Here is a 23,850-nt window from a genome sequence, read left to right as displayed (position 1 = left end):
AGATGGACGAGGTCACGCAGCAGAACGCCGCCCTGGTCGAAGAAGCGGCCGCGGCCGCCGGTTCGCTGCAGGAGCAGGCGCGCCAACTGGCCGATGCCGTGGCGGTGTTCAAGCTCAATGCGGGCGAGGTCATCGATGTGCCGGCCGCGCAGCTGGCCGGCCGGGCGCGGACGCGCCCGCTGCCGGGCCAGGATGCCCTGGCGCTGGAGCACTGAGGCTGGCGTGAGCACCGTTATGGCCAACGCCCCGTTCACGGCGGAGCGTCAATTCGATTTCCGCGACGCGGACTTTTCGCGCGTGCGCAGCATGATCTACGCGCGCGCGGGGATTTCCCTGGGCGCGCACAAGCGCGAGATGGTCTACAGCCGCCTGGCGCGGCGCCTGCGCGCCCTGGGCGTTGGGGATTTCGGCTCTTATCTGAATGCCCTGCAAGAGGATACGGGCGCGCCGGAGTGGGAAGAATTCGTCAATGCCCTGACGACCAACCTGACCGCCTTCTTCCGCGAATCGCATCATTTTCCGGTGCTGGCCGATTTCGCGCGCGGCCGCGGCGGGCCGGTGTCGATCTGGTGCTGCGCGGCCTCGACCGGCGAAGAGCCGTACTCCATCGCCATGACCCTGGCCGAGAGCGGACGCGGCGGCGGCAGCCGGGTCTATTCCACCGATATCGACACCCATTGCCTGAACCGCGCGCGCGCCGGCGTCTACGCCTGGGAGCGGGTGGCCAAGCTGGGCGATGAGCGCCTGCGGCGGTTTTTCCTGCGCGGCAAGGGCGCCAACGAAGGGCAGGTCAAGGTGCGGCCCGAACTGGCCGGCATGGTGGTCTTCGAGACCCTCAACCTGCTGGCCCCGTCCTGGCCCATCCAGGAGAAGTTCGACGCCATTTTCTGCCGCAATGTCATGATTTATTTCGACAAACCGACGCAGGCCAAGATCCTGCGGCGCTTTGTTCCCTTGCTCAAGCCGGGCGGCTTGCTGTTTGCCGGGCATTCCGAGAATTTTACCTATATCAGCCAGGATTTCCGTCTGCGCGGGCAGACGGTTTATGAGTGCGCGGCCGGTCACTGATGAAGAAGATAAAAGTACTTTGCGTGGATGATTCGGCCCTGGTGCGCGGGCTGATGACCGAGATCATCAACGGCCATCCGGATATGGAGGTCGTGGCGACCGCCCCAGACCCTCTGGTGGCGCGCGAGCTGATCAAGCAGCACAATCCCGACGTCCTGACGCTGGACGTGGAAATGCCGCGCATGGACGGGCTGGATTTCCTCGAGAAGCTCATGCGCCTGCGCCCCATGCCGGTGGTGATGGTGTCCTCGCTGACCGAGCGGGGCGGCGAAATCACCATGCGCGCCCTGGAACTGGGCGCCATCGATTTCGTGACCAAGCCCAAGCTGGGCATACGCGACGGCCTGCTGGAGTATTCCGAGCTGATCGCCGACAAGATCCGCGCGGCTTCGCGGGCCAGGCTGCGGGCGCCGGCGCCGGCCGCCGTCGCGCCGCTGCGCTTGCGCAGCCCCTACACCAGCTCCGAGAAACTCGTCATCCTGGGAGCCTCGACCGGCGGCACCGAAGCCATCCGCGAGGTCCTGCAGCCCTTGCCCCCGGACAGTCCGGCCATCCTGATCACGCAGCATATGCCGGCGGGCTTTACGCGCTCTTTCGCCCAGCGCCTGGACGCCCTGTGCGCGGTCACGGTGCGCGAAGCGACCCATGGCGAGCGCGTGCTGCCGGGCCACGTCTATCTGGCGCCGGGCGGCGAGCAGCACATGAAGCTGGACCGCAGCGGCGCCAACTATGTCATCGCGCTGCAGGCCAGCGAGCCGGTCAACCGCCACCGCCCGTCGGTGGACGTGCTGTTCCAGTCCGCCGCGCAGGCGGCCGGGCGCAACGCCATCGGCGTGCTGCTGACCGGCATGGGCAAGGACGGCGCGGCCGGCCTGCTGGCCATGAAGCGGGCGGGCGCCCATACCCTGGCCCAGGACGAGGCCAGCTGCGTGGTCTTCGGCATGCCGCGCGAAGCCATACAGCTGGGGGCCGCCGACGAGGTGGTGCCCTTGTCGGAAATGAGTGAGCGCATTCTCATGCGCGCCGGCGACCGGGGACATCGCGTCTAGAGACCGGCCGGCGCGCAGTACAACAATCCTATTGGAGTTGAAATGGTAGATAAGGGAATCAAGATTCTGGTGGTGGATGACTTTCCCACCATGCGGCGCATCATCCGCAACCTGCTCAAGGAGCTGGGGTTCGAGAACGTCGACGAGGCCGAGGACGGCGTCATCGGCCTGGAGAAGCTGCGCAACGGCGGCTTCCAGTTCGTGGTCTCGGATTGGAATATGCCCAACCTGGACGGCCTGGAAATGCTCAAGCAGATCCGCGCCGACGCCGCGCTGGCCTCGCTGCCGGTGCTGATGGTGACGGCCGAGGCCAAGAAGGAAAACATCGTCGCCGCCGCCCAGGCCGGCGCCAGCGGCTATGTGGTCAAGCCCTTCACGGCCGCGACGCTGGAAGAAAAGCTCAACAAGATCTTCGAGAAACTGGCCGGCTGAGGTGCGCCATGACAGAGACCACGGCTTCCCCGCAGGACACGGGTGATCTGATCCACCGGATCGCGTCGCTGACCCGCATGCTGCGCGACAGCATGCGCGAACTGGGCCTGGACCAGGCCATCAAGGATGCCGCCGAGGCCATCCCGGATGCCCGCGACCGCCTGCGCTATGTCGCGCAGATGACCGAGCAGGCCGCCAATCGCGTGCTCAACGCCACCGAGGCCGCCGGCCCCGCGCAGGACGGCATGGCGCGCTCGGCCAAGGCGCTGGATGCGCGCTGGCAGCAGTGGTTCGACCAGCCCCTGGAGCTGCCCGAGGCGCGCGAGCTCGTCAAGGATACGCGCGCCTTCCTGGCCGATGTGCCCGAGCGCACGCAGTTCACCCAGGCCAAGCTGATGGAAATCGTCATGGCCCAGGACTTCCAGGACCTGACCGGCCAGGTCATCATGCGCATGATGGACGTGGTGGGCGCGATCGAACGCGAACTGCTGCAGGTGCTGTTGGACAACGTGCCCCAGGAGCGCCGCGAAGAGGCGCAAAGCCTGCTCAACGGCCCCCAGATCAATCCCGAGGGCCGCACCGATGTGGTCACCAGCCAGGACCAGGTCGATGACCTGCTGGCCAGCCTGGGCTTCTGATCCGCGTCAAGCCAGCCGTACTTTCCCTAGCAGCCTGTCTGGCCCGGAGCCCGGGGTTCTGGGCTAGACTGGAGGCCACAATAAACAGGGGCCCGCAGCATAAGGGACGGCGCATCGCGCCGTGGCGACGGATGCAAGGGCGCTGCCCATGGAGAACGTCCGCGCTTGACGGGAGACTTTCATGGGTAGTCGCACAGTCCGTATCGGCGGGCTCTGGCGCTTGCTTCGCCGCTTGAACCGGGGGCAGTCCACGCTGGCCGACCGGGCCTGGTCCATCAGCCCCGCGGCCTGGTCCTTTTATCGCTTCGTGGCCCAGATCCGCGCCCGCATCATCACGGTGCGCCAGTCCAGCATCGAAATCGCCCTGAACACCGCGCGCACCCAGTACCAGGCCGGGCAGTGCGCCCAGCTGACGCGCGAACAGGCCGCGGCCGCCGAGGCGCTGGCGGCCAGCGGACGGCAGATCGCCGCGCTGTCGGCCACCACTTCCGAACACGCCCGCGAGATCGAAACGGTCTCGGCGCACAACCTGGGCGCGGCCCGCCGCGCCCTGGACGAGTTGCGGGAGGTGGCCGCGCGCATCGCGCGCATGAACGCCCAGATGGCCGAATTCGGCCAGGTGGTCGAGCAACTGACCGGGCGGGCGCGCTCGGTGAGCGATATCAGCCGGCAGATCAAGGGCATCGCCTTGCAGACCCAGCTCCTGGCGCTCAACGCCGGGGTGGAGGCGGCGCGCGCCGGCGAGGCCGGCAGGGGGTTTGCCGTGGTGGCCAGCGAAGTCGGCCGTCTGGCCGAGCGGGTCAATGCGGCCACCAGCGAAATCTCCACCCATGGCTCGGAGATGCTGGCCCTGGCCGAGACCACGGGGCAGCGCACCGCGCAGCTGCGCGGCGATGCCGATGCCTCGGGCCAGGTGCTGGGCCGCACCCAGGATGATTTCGCGCGTTTCGTGCAGGATTTCGACGGCATGAACCACCAGGTCGGGGAGGTGGTGCGCGCCATTGCCGAGGTGGACCAGACCAACCACGCCATGAGCCAGGAAGTGCTGCGCCTGGCGACGCTGGGCGCCGATGTCCAGGCCCGCGTGGCCGCCATGTCGGGCGAGGTTGACCGCATCCGGCGGCAGACGGAAAGCGTGCAGGAAGTGCTGGCCGGCATGCGGACCGGCAACACGGCTTTCGATGCGCTGTGCGAGGCGGTGACGCGCTTCCGGGACGAGGCCGCCGCGCTGCTGCGCGAGGCCCAGGCGCACGGACTGGACGTCTTTGACCGGCATTACCAGCGCATACCGGGCAGCGACCCCGCCCGCTATCACACGGCCTACGACCGGGGCATCGATGACGGCCTGACCGGGCTGCTGGACGAGGTGCTGGCCTCGGTGCCGGGCGCCATCTACACCATCCTGGTGGACGCCAACGGCTATGCGCCGGCGCATAATAGCCGCTACTCGCACGCGCCGACCGGCGAGCGCCAGGTCGACATCGCCCGCGTGCGGCACAAGCGCATTTTCGACGATCCGGTGGGCGCGAGACTGGCCGCCAATACGGGCAATCTGCTGTTCCAGACTTATCCGCGCGACACCGGCGAGATCGTCAACGACGTGTCGGTGCCGGTCTTCGTGGACGGCCAGCACTGGGGCGCGGTGCGCATCGGCCTGGATTTCATGCGTTTCCAGGAGACCCTCCAGGCGCCGGCGCGGCGGCCGCGCGCCAGGGCGGACGCGCCGGCCGGGCAGGCCGCCTGAGGCGCGGCACGCAGAGGCGGCGGAATAGGGAGGCTTTCCCCCCTTTTCTTGGATGATCGCGCCAGAGGCGGCCCCCCTAGAATCTCGGCGGGCCATCTGCATCCTCGCGGCTGGCCCCTGCGCAGAATATGGCCGAAGAAAGCGATCTCGAAAAGACAGAAGCCGCCTCACCCCGGCGCCTGGAAAAGGCGCGCGAGGAGGGGCAGATCGCGCGTTCGCGCGAGCTGGTGACTTTTCTGATGCTGGCCGCCGGCGTGGCCGGGCTGTGGCTCAGCGGCGGCATGCTCTACCGCGGCCTGTCCGGCGTGATGCGCGGCGGCATGGGCTTTGACCAGCGCGTGGCGCAGGATACGACGGTGATGGTCAGCCTGGCCGCGCACGGCGCGGGCCAGGCCTTGTGGACCATCCTGCCGATTTTCCTCATCCTGGCCGTGGTGGCGGTGCTGGGCAGCGTCGCCCTGGGCGGCCTGGTGTTTTCCGGCAAGCCGCTGGATTTCAAGGCCTCCAAGCTCAACCCCATTTCGGGCCTGAAGCGGATTTTCTCCGCCCAGACCCTGGTCGAACTGGTCAAGGCCTTCGCCAAGGCCTTCCTGGTGGGCGGCGTGGCGGCCTGGGTGATCTGGCGTTACCACGACGATATGCTGGGGCTCATGCATGTGGCGCCCTCGGCCGCGCTGACCTCGGCCCTGGGCATGGTGGCGCTGTGCTGCGCCTTCATCGTCGCCTCGCTCCTGCTGGTGGTGCTGATCGACGTGCCCTGGCAGATCTGGTCGCACCTGAAGAAGCTGCGCATGTCCAAGGAGGACGTGCGCCAGGAACACAAGGAAAGCGAGGGCGACCCCCACATCAAGGCCCGCATCCGCCAGCAGCAGCGCGCCATGGCGCGCCGCCGCATGATGGCCGAGGTGCCGCGGGCCGACGTGGTGGTCACCAACCCGACGCACTATGCCGTGGCCCTGCGCTACGACGAAGGCCAGGGCGGCGCGCCCCGGGTGATCGCCAAGGGAACGGGACTGGTGGCCACGCGCATCCGCGAAATCGCGGCGCAAAGCCGCATCCCCACATTGGAGGCGCCGCCGTTGGCGCGCGCTTTGCATCAACACGTCGAACTGGGACAGGAAATCCCGGTGGCGCTCTATACCGCGGTCGCGGAAGTGCTGGCGTGGGTCTTCCAGTTGCGCAGTTGGCATGCGGGCGCGGGCGCCGAGCCGGCGGCGCCGACGGCCCTGCCGGTGCCAGCCGAACTGGATCCCGCGACGCAAGGAGTCTAAGAAATGGGCGGCCTGCTCACGCTCTTGAAAACCAATGGCGCGGCCAACGCGCGGATTCTCGCCGGTCCGGTGCTCATCGTGCTCGTGCTGGGCATGATGGTGCTGCCCCTGCCGACCTTTTTGCTGGACTTGCTGTTCACCTTCAATATCGCGCTGTCCATCATGATCCTGCTGGTGGCGATGTTCACGCGCAAGCCGCTGGATTTCGCCGCCTTTCCGTCGGTGCTGCTGTTCGCCACCCTGCTGCGCCTGTCGTTGAACGTGGCCTCCACGCGGGTCGTGCTGCTGCACGGCCACCAGGGACCGGACGCCGCCGGCAAGGTGATCGAGGCCTTCGGCCACTTCCTGGTGGGGGGCAATTTCGCGGTCGGGATCATCATTTTCGTCATCCTGACCATCATCAACTTCATCGTCATCACCAAGGGCGCGGGGCGTATCGCCGAAGTCGGGGCGCGCTTCACCCTGGACGCCATGCCGGGCAAGCAGATGGCCATCGACGCCGACCTGAACGCCGGCCTGATTGGCGAGGACGAAGCGCGGCGGCGGCGCGCCGAGGTGGCCCAGGAGTCGGACTTCTATGGCTCCATGGACGGCGCCAGCAAGTTCGTGCGCGGCGATGCGGTGGCCGGCCTGCTGATCATGGTGATCAACGTGGTGGGCGGCCTGATCGTGGGCGTGGCCCAGCACGATCTGTCGCTGGGCGACTCGGCTCGCGTCTACACGCTGCTGACCATCGGCGACGGCCTGGTCGCCCAGATTCCGGCCCTGGTGATTTCCACGGCCGCCGGCGTGGTCGTCTCGCGCGTGTCCACCGACCAGGACGTCGGCCAGCAGATCCTGGGCCAGCTCTTCTCCAACCCGCATGTGATGTATCTCACGGCGGCCATCGTCGGCATCATGGGCCTGATTCCCAATATGCCGCATGTCGCTTTCCTGACGCTGGCGGCCTTGCTGGCCGGCGTGGGCTATAGCCTGACCAAGCGCGAGGCGGCGCGCCAGCGCAAGGCGGTCGAAGAACAGCCCCAGGCGGCGGCGCAAGCCCAGGCCGCGGCGGCCGAGGCGACCTGGGATGACGTGACCATGGTCGACCAGCTGGGCCTGGAGGTGGGTTATCGCCTCATCCCGCTGGTGGATCACGCCCAGAACGGCGAGCTGCTGCATCGCATCCGCAGCCTGCGCAAGAAGTTCGCCCAGGACGTGGGCTTTTTGCCGCCCGTGGTCCATATCCGCGACAACCTGGAACTCAAGCCCAACGACTACCGCATCCTGCTTTCGGGCGTGGAAGTCGGGCGCGGCTCGGCCATGCCCGGCCAGTGGCTGGCCATTGATCCGGGCGGGGTCTCGGCGCCGGTCAAGGGCACGCCCACCACGGATCCGGCCTTCGGTCTGCCGGCGGTGTGGATAGACAACGGCCAGCGCGATCTGGCCCAGGTGTCGGGCTATACGGTGGTCGACGCCAGCACGGTGGTCGCCACGCACCTGAACCATCTCATGCATCGCCATGGCTCCAGCCTGTTGGGCCGCCAGGAAGTGCAGCAGCTGCTCGACCGCCTGGGCCGCGATGCGCCCAAGCTGGTCGAAGACCTGGTGCCCAAGACGGTATCGCTCACCACGCTGCAGAAGGTCTTGCAGGGCCTGCTGTCCGAGGAGGTCCCCATCCGCGACATGCGCACCATCATCGATACCGTGGCCGAGCACGCCCCGCGCCTGGCCGCCCAGGCCGGCACGGCGGGCGGCCAGCCCGATGTCCACGAGCTGATCGCGCTGACGCGCCGCTCCCTGGGCCGGGCCATCACACAGCAATGGTTCCCCGGCGACGGCGAACTGCGGGTCATCGGCCTGGACGTCAAGCTGGAGCGCGTGCTGTCGCAGGCCATGGCGACCAGCGGCGGCCTGGAGCCGGGGCTGGCCGAGACGCTGCTGCGGGAGACCGAGGCGGCGGTGGCGCGCCAGGAAGGGCAGGGCAATGCGCCGGTGCTGCTGGTGTCGCCGCCCTTGCGCGCGCCGCTGTCGCGCTTCCTGCGGCACCACCTGCCGCAGCTGGGAGTGTTGTCCAACGCGGAAATTCCGGATGAGCGCGTGGTGCGCGTCACGGCGCTGATCGGGGGTGGCAACGAGTGAAGATTCATCGGTTTACCGGGCCCAACACCCGGGATGTGATGCGCCAGGTGCGCGAAGTATTGGGCGAGGATGCGCTCATCATCTCCAACCGCACGGTGGAGCAAGGCATAGAGGTGCTGGCCGCGCTGGACAGCGATGCGCAGGCCGCGCCGGCGTCCGCGTCGGCCGAGGCGCGGCCCGCGCCGCCTCCGCCCGCGCCGCCCCAGGTCCAGCCGCTGCCGCCCGCGCCGCCCTCGGTCAGCGCCCGGCCGGACAGTTATCTCGCCACCCGCTCGGCGGCCGCCTATGGCGCGGCCATGGCGGCGCCCGCCGGACCGGCCGTCCCGGCGCCGGCCGCGCCCATGGTCCAGCCTCCCGCGATCCCGGCCGCCGAGGCCGCGCTGCCCGCGTCCATGGCGCGCCTGCCCGATGCGCCCATGCGAGGCGCGGCGGCCGCGTTGCCGCCGGCCCCGCCCGCCGGTGAGGTCCCCAATGTGCACGAGGCCATCGACGCCTTGCGCGGCGCGCTGGAGAATCGCATGGACGGCCTGCTGTGGGGCGGGCGCAAGCTGGCGCGCGAACCCGTCAATGCGGGCCTGTTCCGTGTCCTGCTGGAGGCGGGCTTCAGCATGCCGCTGCTGCGGGCGCTGCTTGAGCGCCTGCCTGCCGAGCTGGATGCCGCGCGCGCGCGCGATTGGGCGCGCAATGAGTTGCTGACCCATCTGCCGGTGCTGCGCGACGAGAGCGCCTTTCTGGCCGCGGGCGGCGTGCTGGCCCTGGTCGGCCCGACCGGCGTGGGCAAGACCACGACGCTGGCCAAGCTGGCCGCGCGCTGCGTAGCCCGCGAAGGCCGTGACCAGGTCGCCATGCTGACCACCGACAATTTCCGTATCGGCGCCCTGGAGCAGCTGCAGATCTACGGCCGCCTGATGGGCGTGCCGGCCCGCTCCGTGCGCGATGCCGCCGAACTGCGCGAGGCCCTGGACGAGCTGGGCAGCCGCAAGATCATCCTGATCGATACCACCGGCATCAGCCAGCGCGACCGCAATGTGGCCGAGCAGGCCGCGCTGCTATGCAGCGGCGGACGCCAGGTGCGCCGCCTGCTGGTGCTCAACGCGGCCAGCCAGGGCGATACGCTGGACGAGGTGGCGCACGCCTATCGCCATGGCGTGGGCGAGGACGTGGTGGGCTGCATCATCACCAAGCTGGACGAGGCCACGCGCCTGGGGCCGGCGCTGGACACGGCCATCCGCCACCGCCTGCCCATCCATTACATTTCCAACGGCCAGAAAGTGCCCGAGCATCTGGTGCCGGCCCAGGCCCAGCCGCTGGTGGACCACGCCCTGGCCAGCCTGCAGCGCGCGCTGTATGCGCCCAGCGAAGCCGACCTGGCCGCCTTGTGGCAGAACGCGGGCAAGGACCCCGAGCAGCAACGGCGCCTGCTGGCCACGGCCATGCAGCCGGCGGGCAAGGAGGCCGCGCTGGACGAGGCGCTGGATTGGCTGGCCGGCGATCCGGCCTGCAAACAGGGCAGGGTCTTGTGGCGGGCCATCTCGCGCGCGCCGGCCGCCGAGGCCGCGCGGGCCCAGGCCGTGGCCATGCTGCGCCGCGAGTTCCCGGCGCAGTGCGGCCGCTATCTGCTGGCCGTGCACGGCAAGAGCGCCCTCAAGGGCGAAGGCCTGCCGGGCGGCCAACTGCACGCCACGCTGATGATGAGCGACCGGGGCGCCGCCCTGGCCGCGCCGGCGCAGCACCTGATGCTGCCGCATGGCACGCTGAATACCATGGGCCTGGGTTCGGACCAGCCGGCCGAGGCTTTGCTGGCGCGCGCGGCCTGGCTGCGCGAGGCGCTGGACGCCTTGCCCCAGGTGCAGGTCTTCGACATGGGCACGGCCGGCCTGTCCCAGGCGCTTTCCGAGGCGGGCGAGCTCTGGCTGGCGCGCTGCGCGGGCGGCCAGCGTGTCTTGCATGATGATTGCCCGACCACCCTGAATGCCGTGGCCCGCAGCCTGGGCTATATGCCGGCCGGCGAGCTGCCGGGCGGCGATACGCTCTGGGCCTGCGGCACGGAACTCAATCTGGCGGCCCGCGGCCACGAAGGCCGGCCCTTGCGCATGATAGGCGCGCGCGTGGTCGATGCCCGCGGCGGCGACATCAAGGCGCAGTACTTCGGCCTGAGCAATCTGACGTCCGCCCAGGCCGATGCGGCCACGGTGGCCGGCTGGCTGGTCCATCATGAGCGCGCCAAGACGGCTTTCCGCTATATGGCGCACGCCTGGGCGGCCTTGCCGCGCGCCCATGGGGTGGATGCCTTGCGCGCCCAGGCCTTGCTGGCCGGACAGCTGGCCGCCGCCTGCTGGCAGCTCAGTCATGCCGAGCAGGCGCGCGCCTCGCTGGCGGGCCTGATCGGACCGGCCGAGCGCAAGATGCCCAGCCGGCTGCTGCCGGTGGCGCTGTTGAAGATGTTTGCCTTGCTGGAAATGTCGGAAGGGCGCTGAGGGCGCGCCGCATGCCGGCGGCCCGGGCTGGCCGGCGCCCGGCGGCTGTCAGGTCGCGACGATGGCGCGGCTGGCGCCGCCGCCCATGCGCCGGCCCCGGCCATTGGCGTCGTAGGTCGAGGCGGTCTGGCTGCCCAGGCGGCGCAAGGCCTCCAGGGTCTGTTCGGTGTAGCGCAGATTGACTTCGAGCAGGATGGCGTTGCGCTGGTTGGCTTCGCGGGCCTGGGCGGCCTGATGCTGCAGCGCCTGCCACAGCGGCGCCAGTTCGGCGTGGCGCTCGGCGGCGGCTTCGGTGCCGGCGTGGCCGGGCGCCAGGCCCATGGCGGCCAGGATGCGGTCGCGCTCCTGGCTGGCGGCCACGAGTTTGTCGGCCAGCATTTCTTTGTGTTCGGCGGCTTCTTTCAGGGCCTGCGTGGCCTTGCGGTCGAGCAGGGCTTCGCCCTCGGCCTGCAGCGCGGCCTGGAATTGCAGGATGAGCGCGGTTTCGTCCTCGATGCAGGACGCCAGGGCGCCAGGCAGGGAAACCAGATTCACTTGATCAATTCCTTGGCGCTGGCGATCAGGCTGTCGGCAATGCGGGAGGGGTCGATGCGCAGCTGCCCGGAGGCGATGGCCGCGCGGATGGCCGCCACGCGCTCGATGTCAATATCGCTACCCCCTTCCTGCAGGGCCAGCAGTTGGCGCGAAGCGCCGCTCAGGGCGACCTGCGCACTGCTCGCATTGCTGCCGCCGGCGCCATAGGCCTGGCCCAGGGCGCCATCGGAGCGCTGCACCGGATTGGCGGCTACCGGGCGGGCGAGGGTGGTATTGATCTTCAAGATATTCTCCGCTGGGCGAGAGATGGGCTGCGGTTGTCAGGACCTGCTCTGCCTTGTCATGCCCGGGTAACGGCCGCGTTGCCGCAAACTTTAGGGGCATCGTGGCCTTTTTGAATTTGTAACATACTTACAGCTGGACCTCCACCTGGCCGGCGGACTGCACCACGCCGCTGACGACCTGCCCCGAGGCGGTGCGCACCTGGACGGTGGCGCCCGGCGGGGCGTCTTCCATTGCCTGGCCTTCGCTGCTGACGGTAAAGCCATTGCCGCGCGCGATGATGCGCACGTTCTGGCCCCGGGCGATGGCATCGGCGTTGCGCAGGGCCGAACCGCGTATGGGCTGGCCGGCATTGATGCGGTGGCGCGCCTGCATGCCGAGGATGCGGGCGGTATCGGTCATGACGCCGGCGGGCAGGGTGATGAGATCGCCCTCGCGCGCGTCCAGGTCCTCGGGCCCGAGGGTCTTGCCGGGTGGAATCTGCCGGCCGGCCACATAGTAGGTGCCGGTCATGCTCACGCTGGCCTGCACATAGGTGGTCCAGTTGTGCGGCGCGCCGCAGCGCACGCCCACCGTCATGCGCGCGCGCGGGCGCAGCGAGGCCGGCATGAAGGGCGATAGCGCCTCGCAGGCCGGCAGCCGGTCGTTCTTGATCGGGTCCATGGTCACGCTGGCCTGGCTGGACAACAACGCCAGCTGGCTCTTGAGGAAATCCTCCGCCGCCCGGGAGATGTTCTCGGGCGGTTCCGTGGCCTGGGCGTGGGCGCCTGTCAGGCTCAAACCGTTGCACAGCAGGGCGATGGAGAGGAGGGCGGCTCGCATGATGACCAGATTGTAGAAACCGCGGCTGCCCGGGCAATACCGGAATTGCGTTGGAAATAGCGGTTTATTTGGCTGATTGTCTTGCCCGGCCCCCCCCTAAGATGCCGTCATGCCAAAAAGGTCTGTCCGCCCGCGCGGGCGGCCCGCTACCCAACATTGAAGGCGTGACCCATGCTAGATCGGCTAAACGAGGACTTCCGCTTCTTCCAGCAATCCATTGCGCTGCGCGCGCAGCGCCAGGAAGTGTTGTCGTCCAATATCGCCAATGCCGACACCCCCAATTACAAGGCCCGGGATTTCGATTTCAAGGCGGCGATGCAGAATGCGGTGGACGCGCGCATGCGCCTGCCCGACACCCAGCTGACGCTGACCTCGGCGCGGCATATCCCGGCCAAGGCGGCCAGCACGGGCGGTCCCGCCGAGCTGCTCTATCGCCTGCCTTACCAGGCCAGCCTGGACGGCAATACGGTGGACATGGATATCGAGCGCGTGCAGTTCGCCGATAACACGCTGCACTACCAGAGCAGCCTGCAGGTGCTCTCGAACCGCATCAAGAGCCTGCAGTCGGCCATTTCAGAATAAGTATCCAGGAGTCCAGGCGCATGTCCTTGCTCAGTATTTTCGACATTTCCGGTTCGGCGCTGGCGGCCCAGTCGCAGCGCCTGAACGTGGCAGCCAGCAATCTGGCCAACGCCGACAGCGTGGCCGGCCCCGACGGCCAGCCCTACCGCGCGCGCCAGGTCGTCTTCCAGGTCAACCCGCCCGCCGGCCAGGCCCAGGGCCAGGAGATCGGCGGCGTGAAGGTGGTCGGCGTGGTCGAGGACCAGTCGCCGCTGAAGATGGTCTATGACCCCAGGCATCCCCTGGCCAACGCCCAGGGCTATGTCGCCATGCCCAATGTGGACCCGGTGGCCGAGACGGTGAACATGATCGCCGCCTCGCGTTCCTACCAGGCCAACGTCGAGGTGCTGAACACGGCCAAACAGCTGATGCAGCGCACGCTCACCATCGGCCAGAGCTGAAGGGAATCGCCATGACCGCCGTCAATAGCACGAACAAAGTCAACAATGCCCAGGTGGGGCAGGCCACGTCCAACGCGGCCAAGAGCATCCAGGATCAGTTCCTGACCCTGCTGGTCACCCAGCTCAAGAACCAGGATCCGCTGAACCCGATGGAGAACGCCGAGCTGACCTCCCAGCTGGCGCAGATTTCCACGGTCGAGGGCATCACCAACCTGAACAATACCCTGCTGTCCATCAGCGGCCAGATCGATGTGTCGCAGTCCATGGATGCGGTGTCGCTGATCGGCAAGGCGGTGCTGGTGCCGGGCAACAAGACCTCGCTGGGCACGGACGCCGATGATCCGACCCGCCGCGTGGCCACGCCCCTGGGCTACGACGTGCCTTCGGACGCGGCCAAGCTCACGATCAAGATCATGGACGCGGCCGGCAACGTGGTGCGCACCGTTGAGCAGACCGATGTCGCCACCGGCGTCTACACCTTTGCCTGGGATGGCAACAACGACAGCGGCAGCGCGGTCAAGGACGGCGCCTACACCTTCCAGGTCACCGCTTTCGACGCCGATAACAAGGCGATCGCGGCCGAAGCGCTGTCCTACGGCGTGGTCAAGAGCGTGGACTACTCGAATAACGGCCTGCGGCTGGATCTGGGCCTCAATGGCGGCAAGGTCAGCATGCTGGACATCCGCAAGGTATTGAACGGCTGACGCGGTGCCCGCCGCCTGGCCGCGGCCAGCGGCGGCGCTTTTCAAACTTGGATTGATGGGATAAAGACATGGGCTTCGGACAAGGATTGAGCGGGCTTCGCGCCGCATCGCAGAACCTGGACGTCATCGGCAACAACATCGCCAACTCCGGCACCGTCGGCTTCAAATCCGGCTCGGTGTCGTTTGCCGATGTGTACGCCAGTTCGCGCGTGGGCCTGGGCGTGAAGGTCGCCGGGATCAACCAGCGTTTCACGGTGGGCACGGTGACGACCACGGGCGGCGAATACGACATCGCCATCGACGGCGCCAAGGGCTTCTTCCGCCTGGCGGACACGAGCGGCAATATCGTCTATAGCCGCAACGGCGAGTTCGGCATCGACAAGGATTTCTTCATTACCAACGCGCTGGGCTATCGCCTGACCGGCTACCCGGCCGGCGGCGTGGGCACGGATCCGGTGGCCTTGTCGGTCCCGCAGGGCAATATCGCGCCCCAGGTCAGCAGCACGGCCAGCACCCAGACCAATTTGAACGCCAATGCCGAGGTGGTGCCCGCCGCGCCGGCCTTCGACCCGACCAATAGCGCCACCTATACGGATTCGGTGCCCACCACCATCTACGACTCGCTGGGCAATGCGCACCAGCTGGTGCAGTACTTCGTCAAGCGCGCGGCCAGCCCGACGGGCGAGAGCCAGTATGACGTCTACTACACCGTGGACGGCAAGGCCATGACGGTCGATGGCGGCCAGGACCACACTACGCTGACTTTCAACAGCGCGGGCGTGCTGACTGGCGCCAGCCCGGACCGCACGATCGACATTCCGAATCCCGGCGGCACGACCTCGCCGGCCGACAACATGACGATCTTGATGAGCTATCAGAACGTCACCCAGTTCGGCAGCGATTTCAGCCCCAAGGTCACGGCCAACGGCTATGCCAGCGGCGAGTTCTCGGGCATCTCGATCGCCAAGGACGGCACCATCGTGGCCCAGTACACCAATGGCGAATCCCAGTCCGTGGGCACCATCGCGCTGGCCAATTTCAACAATGTGGGCGGTCTCAAGCCGGTGGGCGACAATGCCTGGGCCGAGACCAGCGAGTCGGGCCAGGCCACGCTGGGCCAGCCCGGCAGCAACGGCCTGGCGACCCTGGTCGGCCAGGCGCTGGAAGCGTCCAATGTGGACATGAGCCAGGAGCTGGTCAATATGATCGTCGCCCAGCGCACCTACCAGGCCAATGCCCAGACCATCAAGACCCAGGATGAAGTCCTGCAGGTCCTGATGAACATGCGTTAAGCGGCTCATGGATCGCGTCATCTACACCGCCATGAACGGCGCGGCGCGCACGGCCGAACACCAGGCCGTGCTGAGCAACAACCTCGCCAATGTGAGCACGCCGGGTTTCCGCGAGCAGCTGGCGATGTATCGCTCCGTGCCCGTGAACGACGGCACCTCGCTGCCCACGCGCGTGGCCACGGCGACCACCACCCCGGGCAGCAATTTCGCCATGGGGCTGATGCAGTCCACCGGCCGCGAGCTGGATGTGTCGCTGTCCGGGCCCGGCTGGTTCGCGGTCCAGACACCGCGTGGCGAGGCCTATACGCGCGCCGGCAGCCTGCAGGTGGGGGTCAACGGCCTGCTGCAGACGGCCAATGGCCAGCCCGTGCTGTCCGACCAGAACGGCCTGATCGATATCCCCGACCAGGCGTCGCTGACCATCGCCAGCGACGGCACCATCACGGCCATCGGGGCGGGCGATCCGCCCAACAACATCCTGAACATGGGACGGCTGAAGATGGTCAATGCGCCGGAGGCGCAGCTGGTGCGCGGCGACGATGGCCTGTTCCGCATGCCGCCGCAGGCCAACGGCCAGCCCGCCGCACTGCCGGCCGACCCCACGCAGCGCCTGATCGCCGGCGTGCTGGAGGGCAGCAATGTCAGCCCCTCGGGCGCCATGGTGGCCATGATAGAGAATGCCCGCCGCTTCGAGATGCAGATGCAGGCGATCAACGAGGCCAACCGCAATGCCGACCGCGCCAACGGGCTGCTGTCGATTTCAAGCTGAATCCGATTAGTCAGAGCGCGCGCGCCATGGGGCCGCGCCAGGAGTTTTCATCATGATGCGTTCGTTGTGGATTTCGAAGACGGGCCTCGAGGGTCAGCAAACCTCGATGGACGTGATTTCGAACAACCTGGCCAACGTCCAGACCAATGGCTTCAAGCGCGGCCGGGCGGTCTTCCAGGACTTGATGTACCAGACCCTGCGCCAGCCCGGCGCCCAGGTTGGCGACGCCAACCAATTGCCCACCGGCCTGCAGCTGGGCACGGGCGCGCGGGTGGCCGCCACCCAGCGCCTGCACAGCGAGGGCAATCTGAACAACACCGGCGCCGAAATGGACGTGGCCATCCAGGGCCGCGGCTTTTTCCAGGTGGATCTGCCCGACGGCACCCAGGCCTATACCCGCGACGGCGGCCTGGGCGTGGACCAGAACGGCCAGCTCACCACCGTGGGCGGCTATGTGATCCAGCCGCCCATCAACGTGCCGGACAACGCGCTGTCGCTGACCATAGGCAAGGACGGCACCGTCTCGGTCACCCAGCCGGGCAACGCCGGGGTCAATGTGCAGATCGGCCAGCTGCAGCTGGCGACCTTCATCAATCCGGGCGGCCTGCAGAACGTGGGCGAGAACCTGTATCTGGAGACCGACTCCTCGGGGCCGGCCAATCTGCTGCAGCCGGGCGTGGACGGCGCGGGCAGCCTCATGCAGAACTACGTGGAAACCTCCAACGTCAATGTGGCCGAAGAGCTGGTCAATATGATCACCACCCAGCGCGCCTACGAAATGAACAGCAAGGCCGTCAAGACCTCGGATGAAATGCTGGCTCGCCTGACCCAACTGTGATGCTGAAAACTGCTGCCCGCTCGATGGCCGGCCTGCTGATGGTTTTATCGGCCGGTTGCGCCATGATTCCGCCGGAACCGGTGGTGATCGGCCCGACCACGGCGCCGCCGCCCATGCCGGCGCCGCCGGCGGGCCGTCCGAATGGCTCCATCTACCAGCCCACCGCCTACGGCAACTATCCCCTGTTCGAGGATCGCCGGCCGCGCAACGTCGGCGACATCGTGACGGTGATGCTGGAAGAAAAGACCAATGCAGCCAAGGGGGTATCGACCAATACCAGCCGTTCGGGCAGCAGCAATCTGGGCGTGACGGCCGCGCCGAAGTTCATGGACGGGGTGATCAACGGCAAGCTGGATACCGATATTTCCGGCGACAACACCTCCAAGGGCACGGGCAACAGCAGCGCCAACAATACCTTTACAGGCTCCATCACCACGACCGTGGTGGGCGTGCTGCCCAATGGCAATCTGCAGATCGCGGGCGAGAAGCAGATCGCGATCAACCGGGGCAGCGAGTATGTGCGCCTGTCGGGCGTGGTCGATCCGCGTTCCATCACGGGCACCAATACGGTGTCGTCGACGCGCGTGGCCGACGCCCGCATCGAGTATCGCAGCAAGGGCGTGATGGACGAGGTCCAGACCATGGGCTGGCTGCAACGCTTTTTCCTGATCGCTTCGCCGTTCTGATCTCATGACACAACGCACATCGCCTTTTTCCTTGCTGTCTCTTGCCGCCCGGGTCTGCCTGGCGGCGGCCGTGCTGGCGACCGCGCCGGCCGTGGCCGCCGAACGGCTCAAGGATCTGGCGACCTTCCAGGGCGTGCGGGGCAACCAGCTGATCGGCTATGGCCTGGTGGTCGGCCTGGACGGCACCGGCGACCAGGTGCGGCAGACGCCGTTCACGCAGCAAAGCCTGACCAATATGCTGTCGCAGCTGGGCATCACGGTGCCGGCGGGCACCAATATGCAATTGAAGAACGTGGCCGCCGTCATGGTGACGGCTACGCTGCCGGCCTTCGCGCGTCCGGGCCAGACCGTCGATGTGGTGGTCTCCTCCATGGGCAATGCCAAGAGCCTGCGCGGCGGCACGCTGCTGATGACGCCCATGAAGGGCGCCGACAACAGCGTCTACGCCATTGCCCAGGGCAATGTGCTGGTGGGCGGGGCAGGGGCCTCGGCTGGCGGCTCCAGCGTACAGATCAATTCGCTCAACGGCGGGCGGATTTCGGCCGGCGCCATTGTGGAGCGGCCGGTGCCGACCACCTTCGCCCAGGACGGCATGGTCTATCTGGAAATGAACACCAGCGATTTCGGCACCACGCAGAACGCGGCGGCCGCGATCAACCGCCAGTTCGGCGCGGGCACGGCCACGGTGATGGACGGCCGCGTGGTGCAGCTGCGCGGCCCGCTGGATCCCAACCAGATGCCGGCTTTCCTGTCGCAGATCGAGAATCTGCCCATCGTGCGCGCGCCGGCGGCGGCCAAGGTCATCATCAATGCCCGTACCGGCTCGGTCGTGATGAACCGCACGGTCATGATCGAGGAGGCCGCCGTGGCCCATGGCAATCTGTCGGTCGTCATCAACCGCCAGAACCAGGTTTTCCAGCCGGATACGCCGTTTACCGATGGCCAGACCGTGGTCGTGCCCAATACCCAGATCGAAGTGCGCCAGGACAGCGGCGCCTTGCAGCGCGTGACCACCAGCGCCAATCTGGCCGATGTGGTCAAGGCGCTCAACGCCCTGGGCGCCACGCCGCAGGACCTGCTGGCCATTCTGCAGGCCATGAAGTCGGCCGGCGCCCTGCGCGCCGACCTGGAAATCATCTGAGGCCCGGGGCAGATGGCGCTGACTTCCTCCCTGGCCGGCGGGCAAGCCGCGGATTCGGTATTCGACCTGGGCAAGCTGAGCGAGCTCAAGCGCGGCGTGGGCCAGCGCCCGGACGACGTCCAGCAGCAGAGACAGGTCGCCCAGCAGTTCGAGGCCCTGTTCATACAGATGATGCTCAAGCGCATGCGCGAGGCCACGCCCAAGGACGGGATTTTCGATTCGCAGCAGACCGAGATGCTGCAATCCATGTCCGATGAGCAGATGGCCTTGCAGCTGGCCAAGCCCGGCCTCGGGCTGGCCGACGCCTTGCTCAAGCAGATGCAGCAAAACGCCGGGCCGGCCGCCGGCGCCGCGGCCGACGCGCCCGCGGGCGTGACGCGCGACCAGGCCGGCCGCTATGCGGCGGCCAAGCCGGAAGCGGGGATTTCGGCCTTGCTGGACGTGCTGCGCAACAACCGCGCGCGCGACCGCGCCGTGGCGGCGGCCGAGGGCGCGCCCGACCATGTGGTGGACTTTGTCTCGCGCATGTCGCACGCGGCCAATGCCGCCGCCGCCCAGAGCGGCGTGCCGGCCCGCCTCATCCTCGGCCAGGCGGCCCTGGAGTCCGGCTGGGGCAAGCGCGAAATCCGCCAGCCCGACGGCAGCACCAGTTACAACCTGTTCGGCATCAAGGCCGGCGCGAGCTGGAAGGGCAAGGTCGTCCATGTGCTCACGACCGAGTATGTCGACGGCGTGCCGCAAAAGGTGACGCAACCCTTCCGCGCCTATGACTCCTATGAGGAGTCCTTTGCCGACTACGCGCGCCTGATCGGCAACAGCGCGCGCTACGAGAGCGTGGCCCAGTCGCGCAATGAGATCGAGGCCGCGCGCCGCATCCAGGATGCGGGCTATGCCACGGACCCGCGCTACGCGGAAAAACTGATCAGCATCATGGGCCAGCTGCAGGCTTCGGTCGCGCGGGTGGATTTTTCGGGCAAGCCCTAAATTCAGGCCGCCAGCCGCCGTTAAGGATGTATCCGAACCCTCTCTGAGCCGGCAGCGGCATACCCCGGGGAAAGCATGAATCTGTACAACTTGGCCATGACGGGCCTGAACGCCTCCCAGGCGGGCCTGGAAGTCACCAGCCACAATATCAACAATGCGGCCACTGACGGCTATACCCGCCAGCGGGTGGTGACTTCGACGGCCGGCGCCACGGGGACGGGCCAGGGTTTCTTCGGCCGCGGCGTCCAGGTGGACACGGTCAAGCGCCAATACGACAGTTTTCTGTACAAGCAGCTCGTGGGCGCCAAGGGCAGCGCCGCCCAGCTCAGCGCCCAGTACGACCAGCTTTCGGCCATCAACAACCAGTTCGCGGACCGCACCGTGGGCATCACGCCGGCGCTGGCGGGCTTTTTCAGCAGCATGAACGCGGCGGCCAGCTCGCCGGCCGATCCGGCGGTGCGCCAGGACCTGACCGGCAAGACCAGCACCCTGGTCTCGCAGCTGAATTCGGCCTATCAGCAGCTGCAGAACCAGCGCGACGGCCTCAATACCCAGATTTCGACCACGGTCTCCCAGGTCAACAGCTATCTGGAGCGTATCAACGACCTCAATCAGCAGATCACCATCGCGCGCGGCAAAAGCGGCCAGCCGCCCAACGACCTGCTGGACCAGCGCGACAAGGCGCTGTCCGAGCTCAATGAGCTGGTGGGCGTGCGCTGGTACGAGCAGGGCGACACCCTGAACATCTCGCTGCAATCCGGCCAGACCCTGCTGTCCGGCCGCACGATCTATCCGCTGGCGGCGGTCAATTCGGCCGCCGATCCCAGCCGCACGGCGCTGGCCTATACGCTGCCCGACGGCAATGGCGGCACCTTGACCATCGAGCTGAAGGACAGCCAGGTCAGCGGCGGCAAGCTGGGCGGGCTGCTGAGTTTCCGCGGCTCGGCCCTGGACGCCGTGCAGGATCAGCTGGGCCAGCTGGCCATCGGCCTGGCCCTGGCGGTCAATGCGCAGAACGCCAAGGGCCTGGACCTGAACGGCCAGCCGGGCGGCGATGTATTCGACATCAAGGCCCCGGCGGCCATCCCCGGCGCCAAGAACAGCGGCAATGTGGACATCGTTTCGGCGTATACGGATGCCTCGCAGATCCACGCCAGCGCCTACAAGATCGAGTATGACGCGGCCGATGGCTACAAGATCACGCGGCTGTCCGACAACACCGAAGTGAGCTACACGACCGACCCCGTGACGGGCGCGATGAGCTTCGACGGCGTGACCATCACGCCCAGCGGCCTGCCGGCCGACGGCGACAGCTGGCAGTTCCAGCCCACGCGGGATGCGGCGCGCGACATCGGCATGGTGCTCAGCGACCCCAACCAGTGGGCCCTGGCCGACAGCAACGGCGGCACCACCAATGGCCAGAACGGCCTTGAGCTGGCCAAGCTGCAGACCGCCAAGGTGCTGAACAACGGCACCACCAGCCTGAATGAGCAGTTCTCGCGGCTGATCAACAACGTCGGCGTGCAGACCCAGCAGGTCAAGACCGCGATGACGGCGGCCAACAACCTGACCACGCAGCAGACCACGGCCTTTGCCTCGGTCTCCGGCGTCAACCTGAACGAAGAATACGTCAACCTGGCCGTCTACCAGGAGCAATACCAGGCGAGCGCCAAGATCATCAATGTGGCGGGCGTGCTGTTCGATACCTTGTTGGGCCTGCGCTGAGCCCCGGAGTTAGATGATGCGTCTTAGCACCTCCCTGATCTACCAGAACGGCCTGAACGGTATTCTCAACCAGGAAAGCCTGATGTCGCGGCTGCAGGAGCAGCTGGCCAGCGGCAAGCGCGTGCTGGCGCCTTCGGACGACCCCCTGGCCGCCTCGCTGGCCATCAACGTCTCGCAGACGGCCAGCATGAACAGCACCTATGCGGCCAACCGCAACACCATCAAGCAATCGCTGGGCCTGGAAGAAAACGCCTTGAACTCCGTGGTCACGACCCTGCAGAGCGTGCTGCAGCGCGTGGTCGAGGCGGGCAACGGCACGATCAGCGATTCCGACCGCCAATCGCTGGCCTCGGTGCTCAAGAGCGCCCGCGACGAGCTGGTCGGCCTGGCCAATGCCACCGATGGCAACGGCCAGTATCTGTTCTCGGGCTACCAGGGTTTTACCCAGCCCTATGAGATCGACGGCAATGGGAATGTGACCTACAACGGGGACACGGGCCAGCGCATGGTCCAGGTCGAGCAGAGCCGCCAGCTGGCCGGCAGCGACATCGGCACCGACATCTTCAGCCGCGCGGTGGCCGGCACGTTGGCCTATATCACCTCGGCGGGCAGCGCCGCGGCGCCCAATGCCGGCACGGGCCAGTTCGGCCAGGTGTCGCTGGATGCGCCCGCCGCGGGCAATTTCGTCGGCTCCAATTTCAAGATCACCTTTGGCAACAATGCCGCCACGGGCGCGCTGGAATACACCATCACCAGCGATGCGCCGGGTTATACGCCGATCACCGCCGAGTACAAGGAAGGCGCCCGGATCGACATGGGCGGCGTATCGCTGACCCTCAAGGGCCAGCCCGCCGCGGGCGACACCTTCTCCGTGGAGACGCCGGACAGCGGCAATATGGATATGTTCGCCATGCTCAATGACCTGATCACGACGCTGGAAACGCCCACGGGCAACAGCGGCGTGCAGACGGCCGAGCTGGTCAACAAGCTGGCGACGGCCAACAAGACCCTGACGCTGGGCCTGGACAATGTGCTGACGGTGCGCGCCTCGGTGGGCGCGCGCATGAACGAGCTCGACGCCCTGGATGCGACCGGCACGCAAAATGGCCTGTCCTATACGCAGCAGCTTTCCAACCTGGAGAACGTGGACATCTATTCAACGACGACCGAGCTGCTGCTGCGGCAAGTGGCCTTGCAGGCGGCATCGTCGTCCTTCTCCAAGATCATCGGCTCCAGCCTGTTCTCCATGAACAAATAAGGCCCGGCCTCCCAGACCTCAATGGAAAGACCCTCGCGCTCCCCTCGGGGAGCGCGATTTCGATAAAGAGCGGAAATAGCATGTTTGCGAATCTGAAAGTCCGTACCGGCATGATCCTGGTGCTCGGGCTCTTCTTCCTGGCGATGTTGGTATCCAACGCCGCCGGTTGGCTGGGCATGAACGCCAGCAATACGCGCCTGGATGAAGTCAATCGTATCTTCTCGGATCAGGTGATGCCGAGCTATGCCGGCTATACCTATGCGCTGCGCGCGCGCATCAATATGAACAACGCCGTCTCCGACCTGCAGGAAGGCCGGCTGCGGCAATTCGAAGAGCAGGCCAAGCGGGCCGGCGACGCCCTGGCCGAGGCGGCCAAGCGTTTCGAGGTCTTCGCCAAGGCGCCCAAGTCGCCCGACGTGGAAGAAAAGGCCGCGCCGGTCTTGGCCCAGTTCAAGTCCTATATGGAAGTCCTCAAGCGCCTGCAGGACACGGTGGCGCGCCAGGCCATTGCGGAATACATGCAGCTCACGCCCGCGGCGTCGACGCAGAACACACAGTTCGACACGGCCATGCAGGCCTATACGAGCTATGTGGACGCGATCACCGATGTCTATGTCGACGAAGCCGAAGCCGCGCACAAGCAGTCCAATACGGTGACCCTGGTGCTGGTGGCGCTGGCCGTCCTGCTGGCCGTGGGCGGCGGGCTGTTTATCGCGCGCAATGTGCTCAAGCCCCTGGTCGAGGCCGGCGGCCATTTCGACCGGATCGCCGGCGGGGACCTGACGGCGCGGGTGGAAGTGCGCAACAGCAATGAGATCGGTCAGCTATTCGCCGCGCTCAAGCGCATGCAGGAGAGCCTGACGCGCACGGTCTCGACGGTGCGCCGCGGCGTGGACGAGATCAACGTCGGCGCGCGCGAGATCTCGGCGGGCAATACGGATCTGTCCAGCCGCACCGAAGAGCAGGCCGCCTCGCTGGAAGAGACGGCCGCGT

Annotated in this window: 23 protein-coding genes and 1 pseudogene; 21 read left to right on the top strand and 3 right to left on the bottom strand. The window is 67.2% G+C overall.

Features of this window, described 5'->3' with window-relative positions:
• The 9 genes and pseudogenes from L540_RS20480 to flhF all read left to right on the top strand — a co-directional run.
• Nucleotides 1-215 (top strand): annotated as a pseudogene (locus L540_RS20480) (methyl-accepting chemotaxis protein); the annotation flags it as partial.
• A 19-nt stretch (nt 216-234) separates the two neighbouring features.
• Nucleotides 235-1,068 (top strand): CheR family methyltransferase, encoded by an 834-nt coding sequence (locus tag L540_RS20475; protein ID WP_109842585.1) that lies wholly within the window; start codon nt 235-237, stop codon nt 1,066-1,068.
• Nucleotides 1,068-2,117 carry a protein-glutamate methylesterase/protein-glutamine glutaminase gene (locus L540_RS20470; RefSeq protein ID WP_043208441.1) on the top strand — a complete coding sequence of 350 codons (1,050 nt, stop codon included), beginning with the start codon at nt 1,068-1,070 and terminating at the stop codon, nt 2,115-2,117. The genes L540_RS20475 and L540_RS20470 overlap by 1 nt, the downstream gene beginning before the upstream one ends.
• Nucleotides 2,118-2,159: 42 nt before the next feature.
• Nucleotides 2,160-2,549: a chemotaxis response regulator CheY gene (cheY, locus tag L540_RS20465; RefSeq protein ID WP_043208444.1), complete on the top strand. Its 390-nt coding sequence runs from the start codon at nt 2,160-2,162 to the stop codon at nt 2,547-2,549.
• Nucleotides 2,550-2,557: 8 nt separating this feature from the next.
• On the top strand, nt 2,558-3,187 hold the full coding sequence (cheZ, locus tag L540_RS20460; RefSeq protein ID WP_043208446.1) for a protein phosphatase CheZ: 630 nt from the start codon (nt 2,558-2,560) through the stop codon (nt 3,185-3,187).
• A gap of 181 nt (nt 3,188-3,368) precedes the next feature.
• Nucleotides 3,369-4,931: a methyl-accepting chemotaxis protein gene (locus L540_RS20455; RefSeq protein ID WP_048026718.1), complete on the top strand. Its 1,563-nt coding sequence runs from the start codon at nt 3,369-3,371 to the stop codon at nt 4,929-4,931.
• A gap of 128 nt (nt 4,932-5,059) precedes the next feature.
• Nucleotides 5,060-6,202 carry a flagellar biosynthesis protein FlhB gene (gene flhB, locus L540_RS20450; RefSeq protein ID WP_043208448.1) on the top strand — a complete coding sequence of 381 codons (1,143 nt, stop codon included), beginning with the start codon at nt 5,060-5,062 and terminating at the stop codon, nt 6,200-6,202.
• Between the two features lie 3 nt (nt 6,203-6,205).
• Entirely contained in the window at nt 6,206-8,323 is a 2,118-nt protein-coding gene (gene flhA / locus L540_RS20445; RefSeq protein WP_043208450.1) for a flagellar biosynthesis protein FlhA, read from the top strand.
• The gene (flhF, locus tag L540_RS20440; RefSeq protein ID WP_043208452.1) at nt 8,320-10,800 is read left to right on the top strand and encodes a flagellar biosynthesis protein FlhF; all 2,481 of its coding nucleotides are present in this window, start codon (nt 8,320-8,322) and stop codon (nt 10,798-10,800) included. The genes flhA and flhF overlap by 4 nt, the downstream gene beginning before the upstream one ends.
• A gap of 48 nt (nt 10,801-10,848) precedes the next feature.
• Here flhF and L540_RS20435 read toward each other — a convergent pair whose 3' ends face one another.
• From L540_RS20435 to flgA, 3 genes are all read right to left on the bottom strand, one after another.
• The gene (locus L540_RS20435; RefSeq protein WP_231584923.1) at nt 10,849-11,334 is read right to left on the bottom strand and encodes a flagella synthesis protein FlgN; all 486 of its coding nucleotides are present in this window, start codon (nt 11,332-11,334) and stop codon (nt 10,849-10,851) included.
• On the bottom strand, nt 11,331-11,618 hold the full coding sequence (gene flgM / locus L540_RS20430; protein ID WP_043208453.1) for a flagellar biosynthesis anti-sigma factor FlgM: 288 nt from the start codon (nt 11,616-11,618) through the stop codon (nt 11,331-11,333). The genes L540_RS20435 and flgM overlap by 4 nt, the downstream gene beginning before the upstream one ends.
• Nucleotides 11,619-11,745: 127 nt before the next feature.
• Complete coding sequence (flgA, locus tag L540_RS20425) at nt 11,746-12,438, bottom strand: flagellar basal body P-ring formation chaperone FlgA (RefSeq protein ID WP_043208455.1); 693 nt, start codon at nt 12,436-12,438, stop codon at nt 11,746-11,748.
• A gap of 171 nt (nt 12,439-12,609) precedes the next feature.
• Here flgA and flgB point away from each other — a divergent pair, with 171 nt between their 5' ends.
• The 12 genes from flgB to L540_RS20365 all read left to right on the top strand — a co-directional run.
• Nucleotides 12,610-13,020 (top strand): flagellar basal body rod protein FlgB, encoded by a 411-nt coding sequence (gene flgB / locus L540_RS20420; RefSeq protein WP_043208456.1) that lies wholly within the window; start codon nt 12,610-12,612, stop codon nt 13,018-13,020.
• Nucleotides 13,021-13,040: 20 nt separating this feature from the next.
• Nucleotides 13,041-13,460: a flagellar basal body rod protein FlgC gene (gene flgC / locus L540_RS20415; RefSeq protein WP_043208457.1), complete on the top strand. Its 420-nt coding sequence runs from the start codon at nt 13,041-13,043 to the stop codon at nt 13,458-13,460.
• A gap of 11 nt (nt 13,461-13,471) precedes the next feature.
• Nucleotides 13,472-14,164, top strand: coding sequence for a flagellar hook capping FlgD N-terminal domain-containing protein (locus L540_RS20410; protein ID WP_043208459.1), 693 nt, complete (start codon nt 13,472-13,474; stop codon nt 14,162-14,164).
• Nucleotides 14,165-14,232: 68 nt separating this feature from the next.
• Nucleotides 14,233-15,456 (top strand): flagellar hook protein FlgE, encoded by a 1,224-nt coding sequence (gene flgE / locus L540_RS20405; RefSeq protein ID WP_043208461.1) that lies wholly within the window; start codon nt 14,233-14,235, stop codon nt 15,454-15,456.
• 7 nt (nt 15,457-15,463) lie between these two features.
• Entirely contained in the window at nt 15,464-16,225 is a 762-nt protein-coding gene (locus tag L540_RS20400; protein ID WP_043208463.1) for a flagellar basal body rod protein FlgF, read from the top strand.
• 52 nt (nt 16,226-16,277) lie between these two features.
• Complete coding sequence (flgG, locus tag L540_RS20395) at nt 16,278-17,063, top strand: flagellar basal-body rod protein FlgG (RefSeq protein ID WP_043208466.1); 786 nt, start codon at nt 16,278-16,280, stop codon at nt 17,061-17,063.
• The gene (locus tag L540_RS20390) at nt 17,063-17,749 is read left to right on the top strand and encodes a flagellar basal body L-ring protein FlgH (RefSeq protein ID WP_043208468.1); all 687 of its coding nucleotides are present in this window, start codon (nt 17,063-17,065) and stop codon (nt 17,747-17,749) included. The genes flgG and L540_RS20390 overlap by 1 nt, the downstream gene beginning before the upstream one ends.
• Before the next feature lie 4 nt (nt 17,750-17,753).
• Nucleotides 17,754-18,890, top strand: a complete 1,137-nt coding sequence (locus L540_RS20385; protein ID WP_043208471.1) for a flagellar basal body P-ring protein FlgI — start codon at nt 17,754-17,756, stop codon at nt 18,888-18,890.
• Between the two features lie 12 nt (nt 18,891-18,902).
• Nucleotides 18,903-19,874: a flagellar assembly peptidoglycan hydrolase FlgJ gene (flgJ, locus tag L540_RS20380; RefSeq protein ID WP_043208472.1), complete on the top strand. Its 972-nt coding sequence runs from the start codon at nt 18,903-18,905 to the stop codon at nt 19,872-19,874.
• Nucleotides 19,875-19,949: 75 nt separating this feature from the next.
• A complete protein-coding gene (gene flgK, locus L540_RS20375) occupies nt 19,950-21,599 on the top strand; it encodes a flagellar hook-associated protein FlgK (RefSeq protein WP_043208474.1) in 1,650 nt (549 codons plus the stop codon).
• 16 nt (nt 21,600-21,615) lie between these two features.
• A complete protein-coding gene (gene flgL / locus L540_RS20370; RefSeq protein WP_043208521.1) occupies nt 21,616-22,857 on the top strand; it encodes a flagellar hook-associated protein FlgL in 1,242 nt (413 codons plus the stop codon).
• A gap of 80 nt (nt 22,858-22,937) precedes the next feature.
• Nucleotides 22,938-23,850 (top strand): Tar ligand binding domain-containing protein (locus tag L540_RS20365; protein WP_048026715.1); only part of this gene is annotated, 913 nt, incomplete at its 3' end.

The sequence above is a fragment of the Bordetella pseudohinzii genome, assembly GCF_000657795.2.
Taxonomy (GTDB): Bacteria; Pseudomonadota; Gammaproteobacteria; order Burkholderiales; family Burkholderiaceae_B; genus Bordetella; species Bordetella pseudohinzii.
This window is presented reverse-complemented; position numbering and strand designations above follow the sequence as displayed.

What these genes read in the sequence shown, in the direction of transcription:
- L540_RS20475 (WP_109842585.1), top strand. Translation starts at nt 235, where the DNA reads ATGGCCAACGCCCCGTTCACGGCGGAGCGTCAATTCGATTTCCGCGAC.
- L540_RS20470 (WP_043208441.1), top strand. Translation starts at nt 1,068, where the DNA reads ATGAAGAAGATAAAAGTACTTTGCGTGGATGATTCGGCCCTGGTGCGC.
- cheY (WP_043208444.1), top strand. Translation starts at nt 2,160, where the DNA reads ATGGTAGATAAGGGAATCAAGATTCTGGTGGTGGATGACTTTCCCACC.
- cheZ (WP_043208446.1), top strand. Translation starts at nt 2,558, where the DNA reads ATGACAGAGACCACGGCTTCCCCGCAGGACACGGGTGATCTGATCCAC.
- L540_RS20455 (WP_048026718.1), top strand. Translation starts at nt 3,369, where the DNA reads ATGGGTAGTCGCACAGTCCGTATCGGCGGGCTCTGGCGCTTGCTTCGC.
- flhB (WP_043208448.1), top strand. Translation starts at nt 5,060, where the DNA reads ATGGCCGAAGAAAGCGATCTCGAAAAGACAGAAGCCGCCTCACCCCGG.
- flhA (WP_043208450.1), top strand. Translation starts at nt 6,206, where the DNA reads ATGGGCGGCCTGCTCACGCTCTTGAAAACCAATGGCGCGGCCAACGCG.
- flgA (WP_043208455.1), bottom strand. Translation starts at nt 12,438, where the DNA reads ATGCGAGCCGCCCTCCTCTCCATCGCCCTGCTGTGCAACGGTTTGAGC.
- flgB (WP_043208456.1), top strand. Translation starts at nt 12,610, where the DNA reads ATGCTAGATCGGCTAAACGAGGACTTCCGCTTCTTCCAGCAATCCATT.
- flgC (WP_043208457.1), top strand. Translation starts at nt 13,041, where the DNA reads ATGTCCTTGCTCAGTATTTTCGACATTTCCGGTTCGGCGCTGGCGGCC.
- L540_RS20410 (WP_043208459.1), top strand. Translation starts at nt 13,472, where the DNA reads ATGACCGCCGTCAATAGCACGAACAAAGTCAACAATGCCCAGGTGGGG.
- flgE (WP_043208461.1), top strand. Translation starts at nt 14,233, where the DNA reads ATGGGCTTCGGACAAGGATTGAGCGGGCTTCGCGCCGCATCGCAGAAC.
- L540_RS20400 (WP_043208463.1), top strand. Translation starts at nt 15,464, where the DNA reads ATGGATCGCGTCATCTACACCGCCATGAACGGCGCGGCGCGCACGGCC.
- flgG (WP_043208466.1), top strand. Translation starts at nt 16,278, where the DNA reads ATGATGCGTTCGTTGTGGATTTCGAAGACGGGCCTCGAGGGTCAGCAA.
- L540_RS20390 (WP_043208468.1), top strand. Translation starts at nt 17,063, where the DNA reads ATGCTGAAAACTGCTGCCCGCTCGATGGCCGGCCTGCTGATGGTTTTA.
- L540_RS20385 (WP_043208471.1), top strand. Translation starts at nt 17,754, where the DNA reads ATGACACAACGCACATCGCCTTTTTCCTTGCTGTCTCTTGCCGCCCGG.
- flgJ (WP_043208472.1), top strand. Translation starts at nt 18,903, where the DNA reads ATGGCGCTGACTTCCTCCCTGGCCGGCGGGCAAGCCGCGGATTCGGTA.
- flgK (WP_043208474.1), top strand. Translation starts at nt 19,950, where the DNA reads ATGAATCTGTACAACTTGGCCATGACGGGCCTGAACGCCTCCCAGGCG.
- flgL (WP_043208521.1), top strand. Translation starts at nt 21,616, where the DNA reads ATGCGTCTTAGCACCTCCCTGATCTACCAGAACGGCCTGAACGGTATT.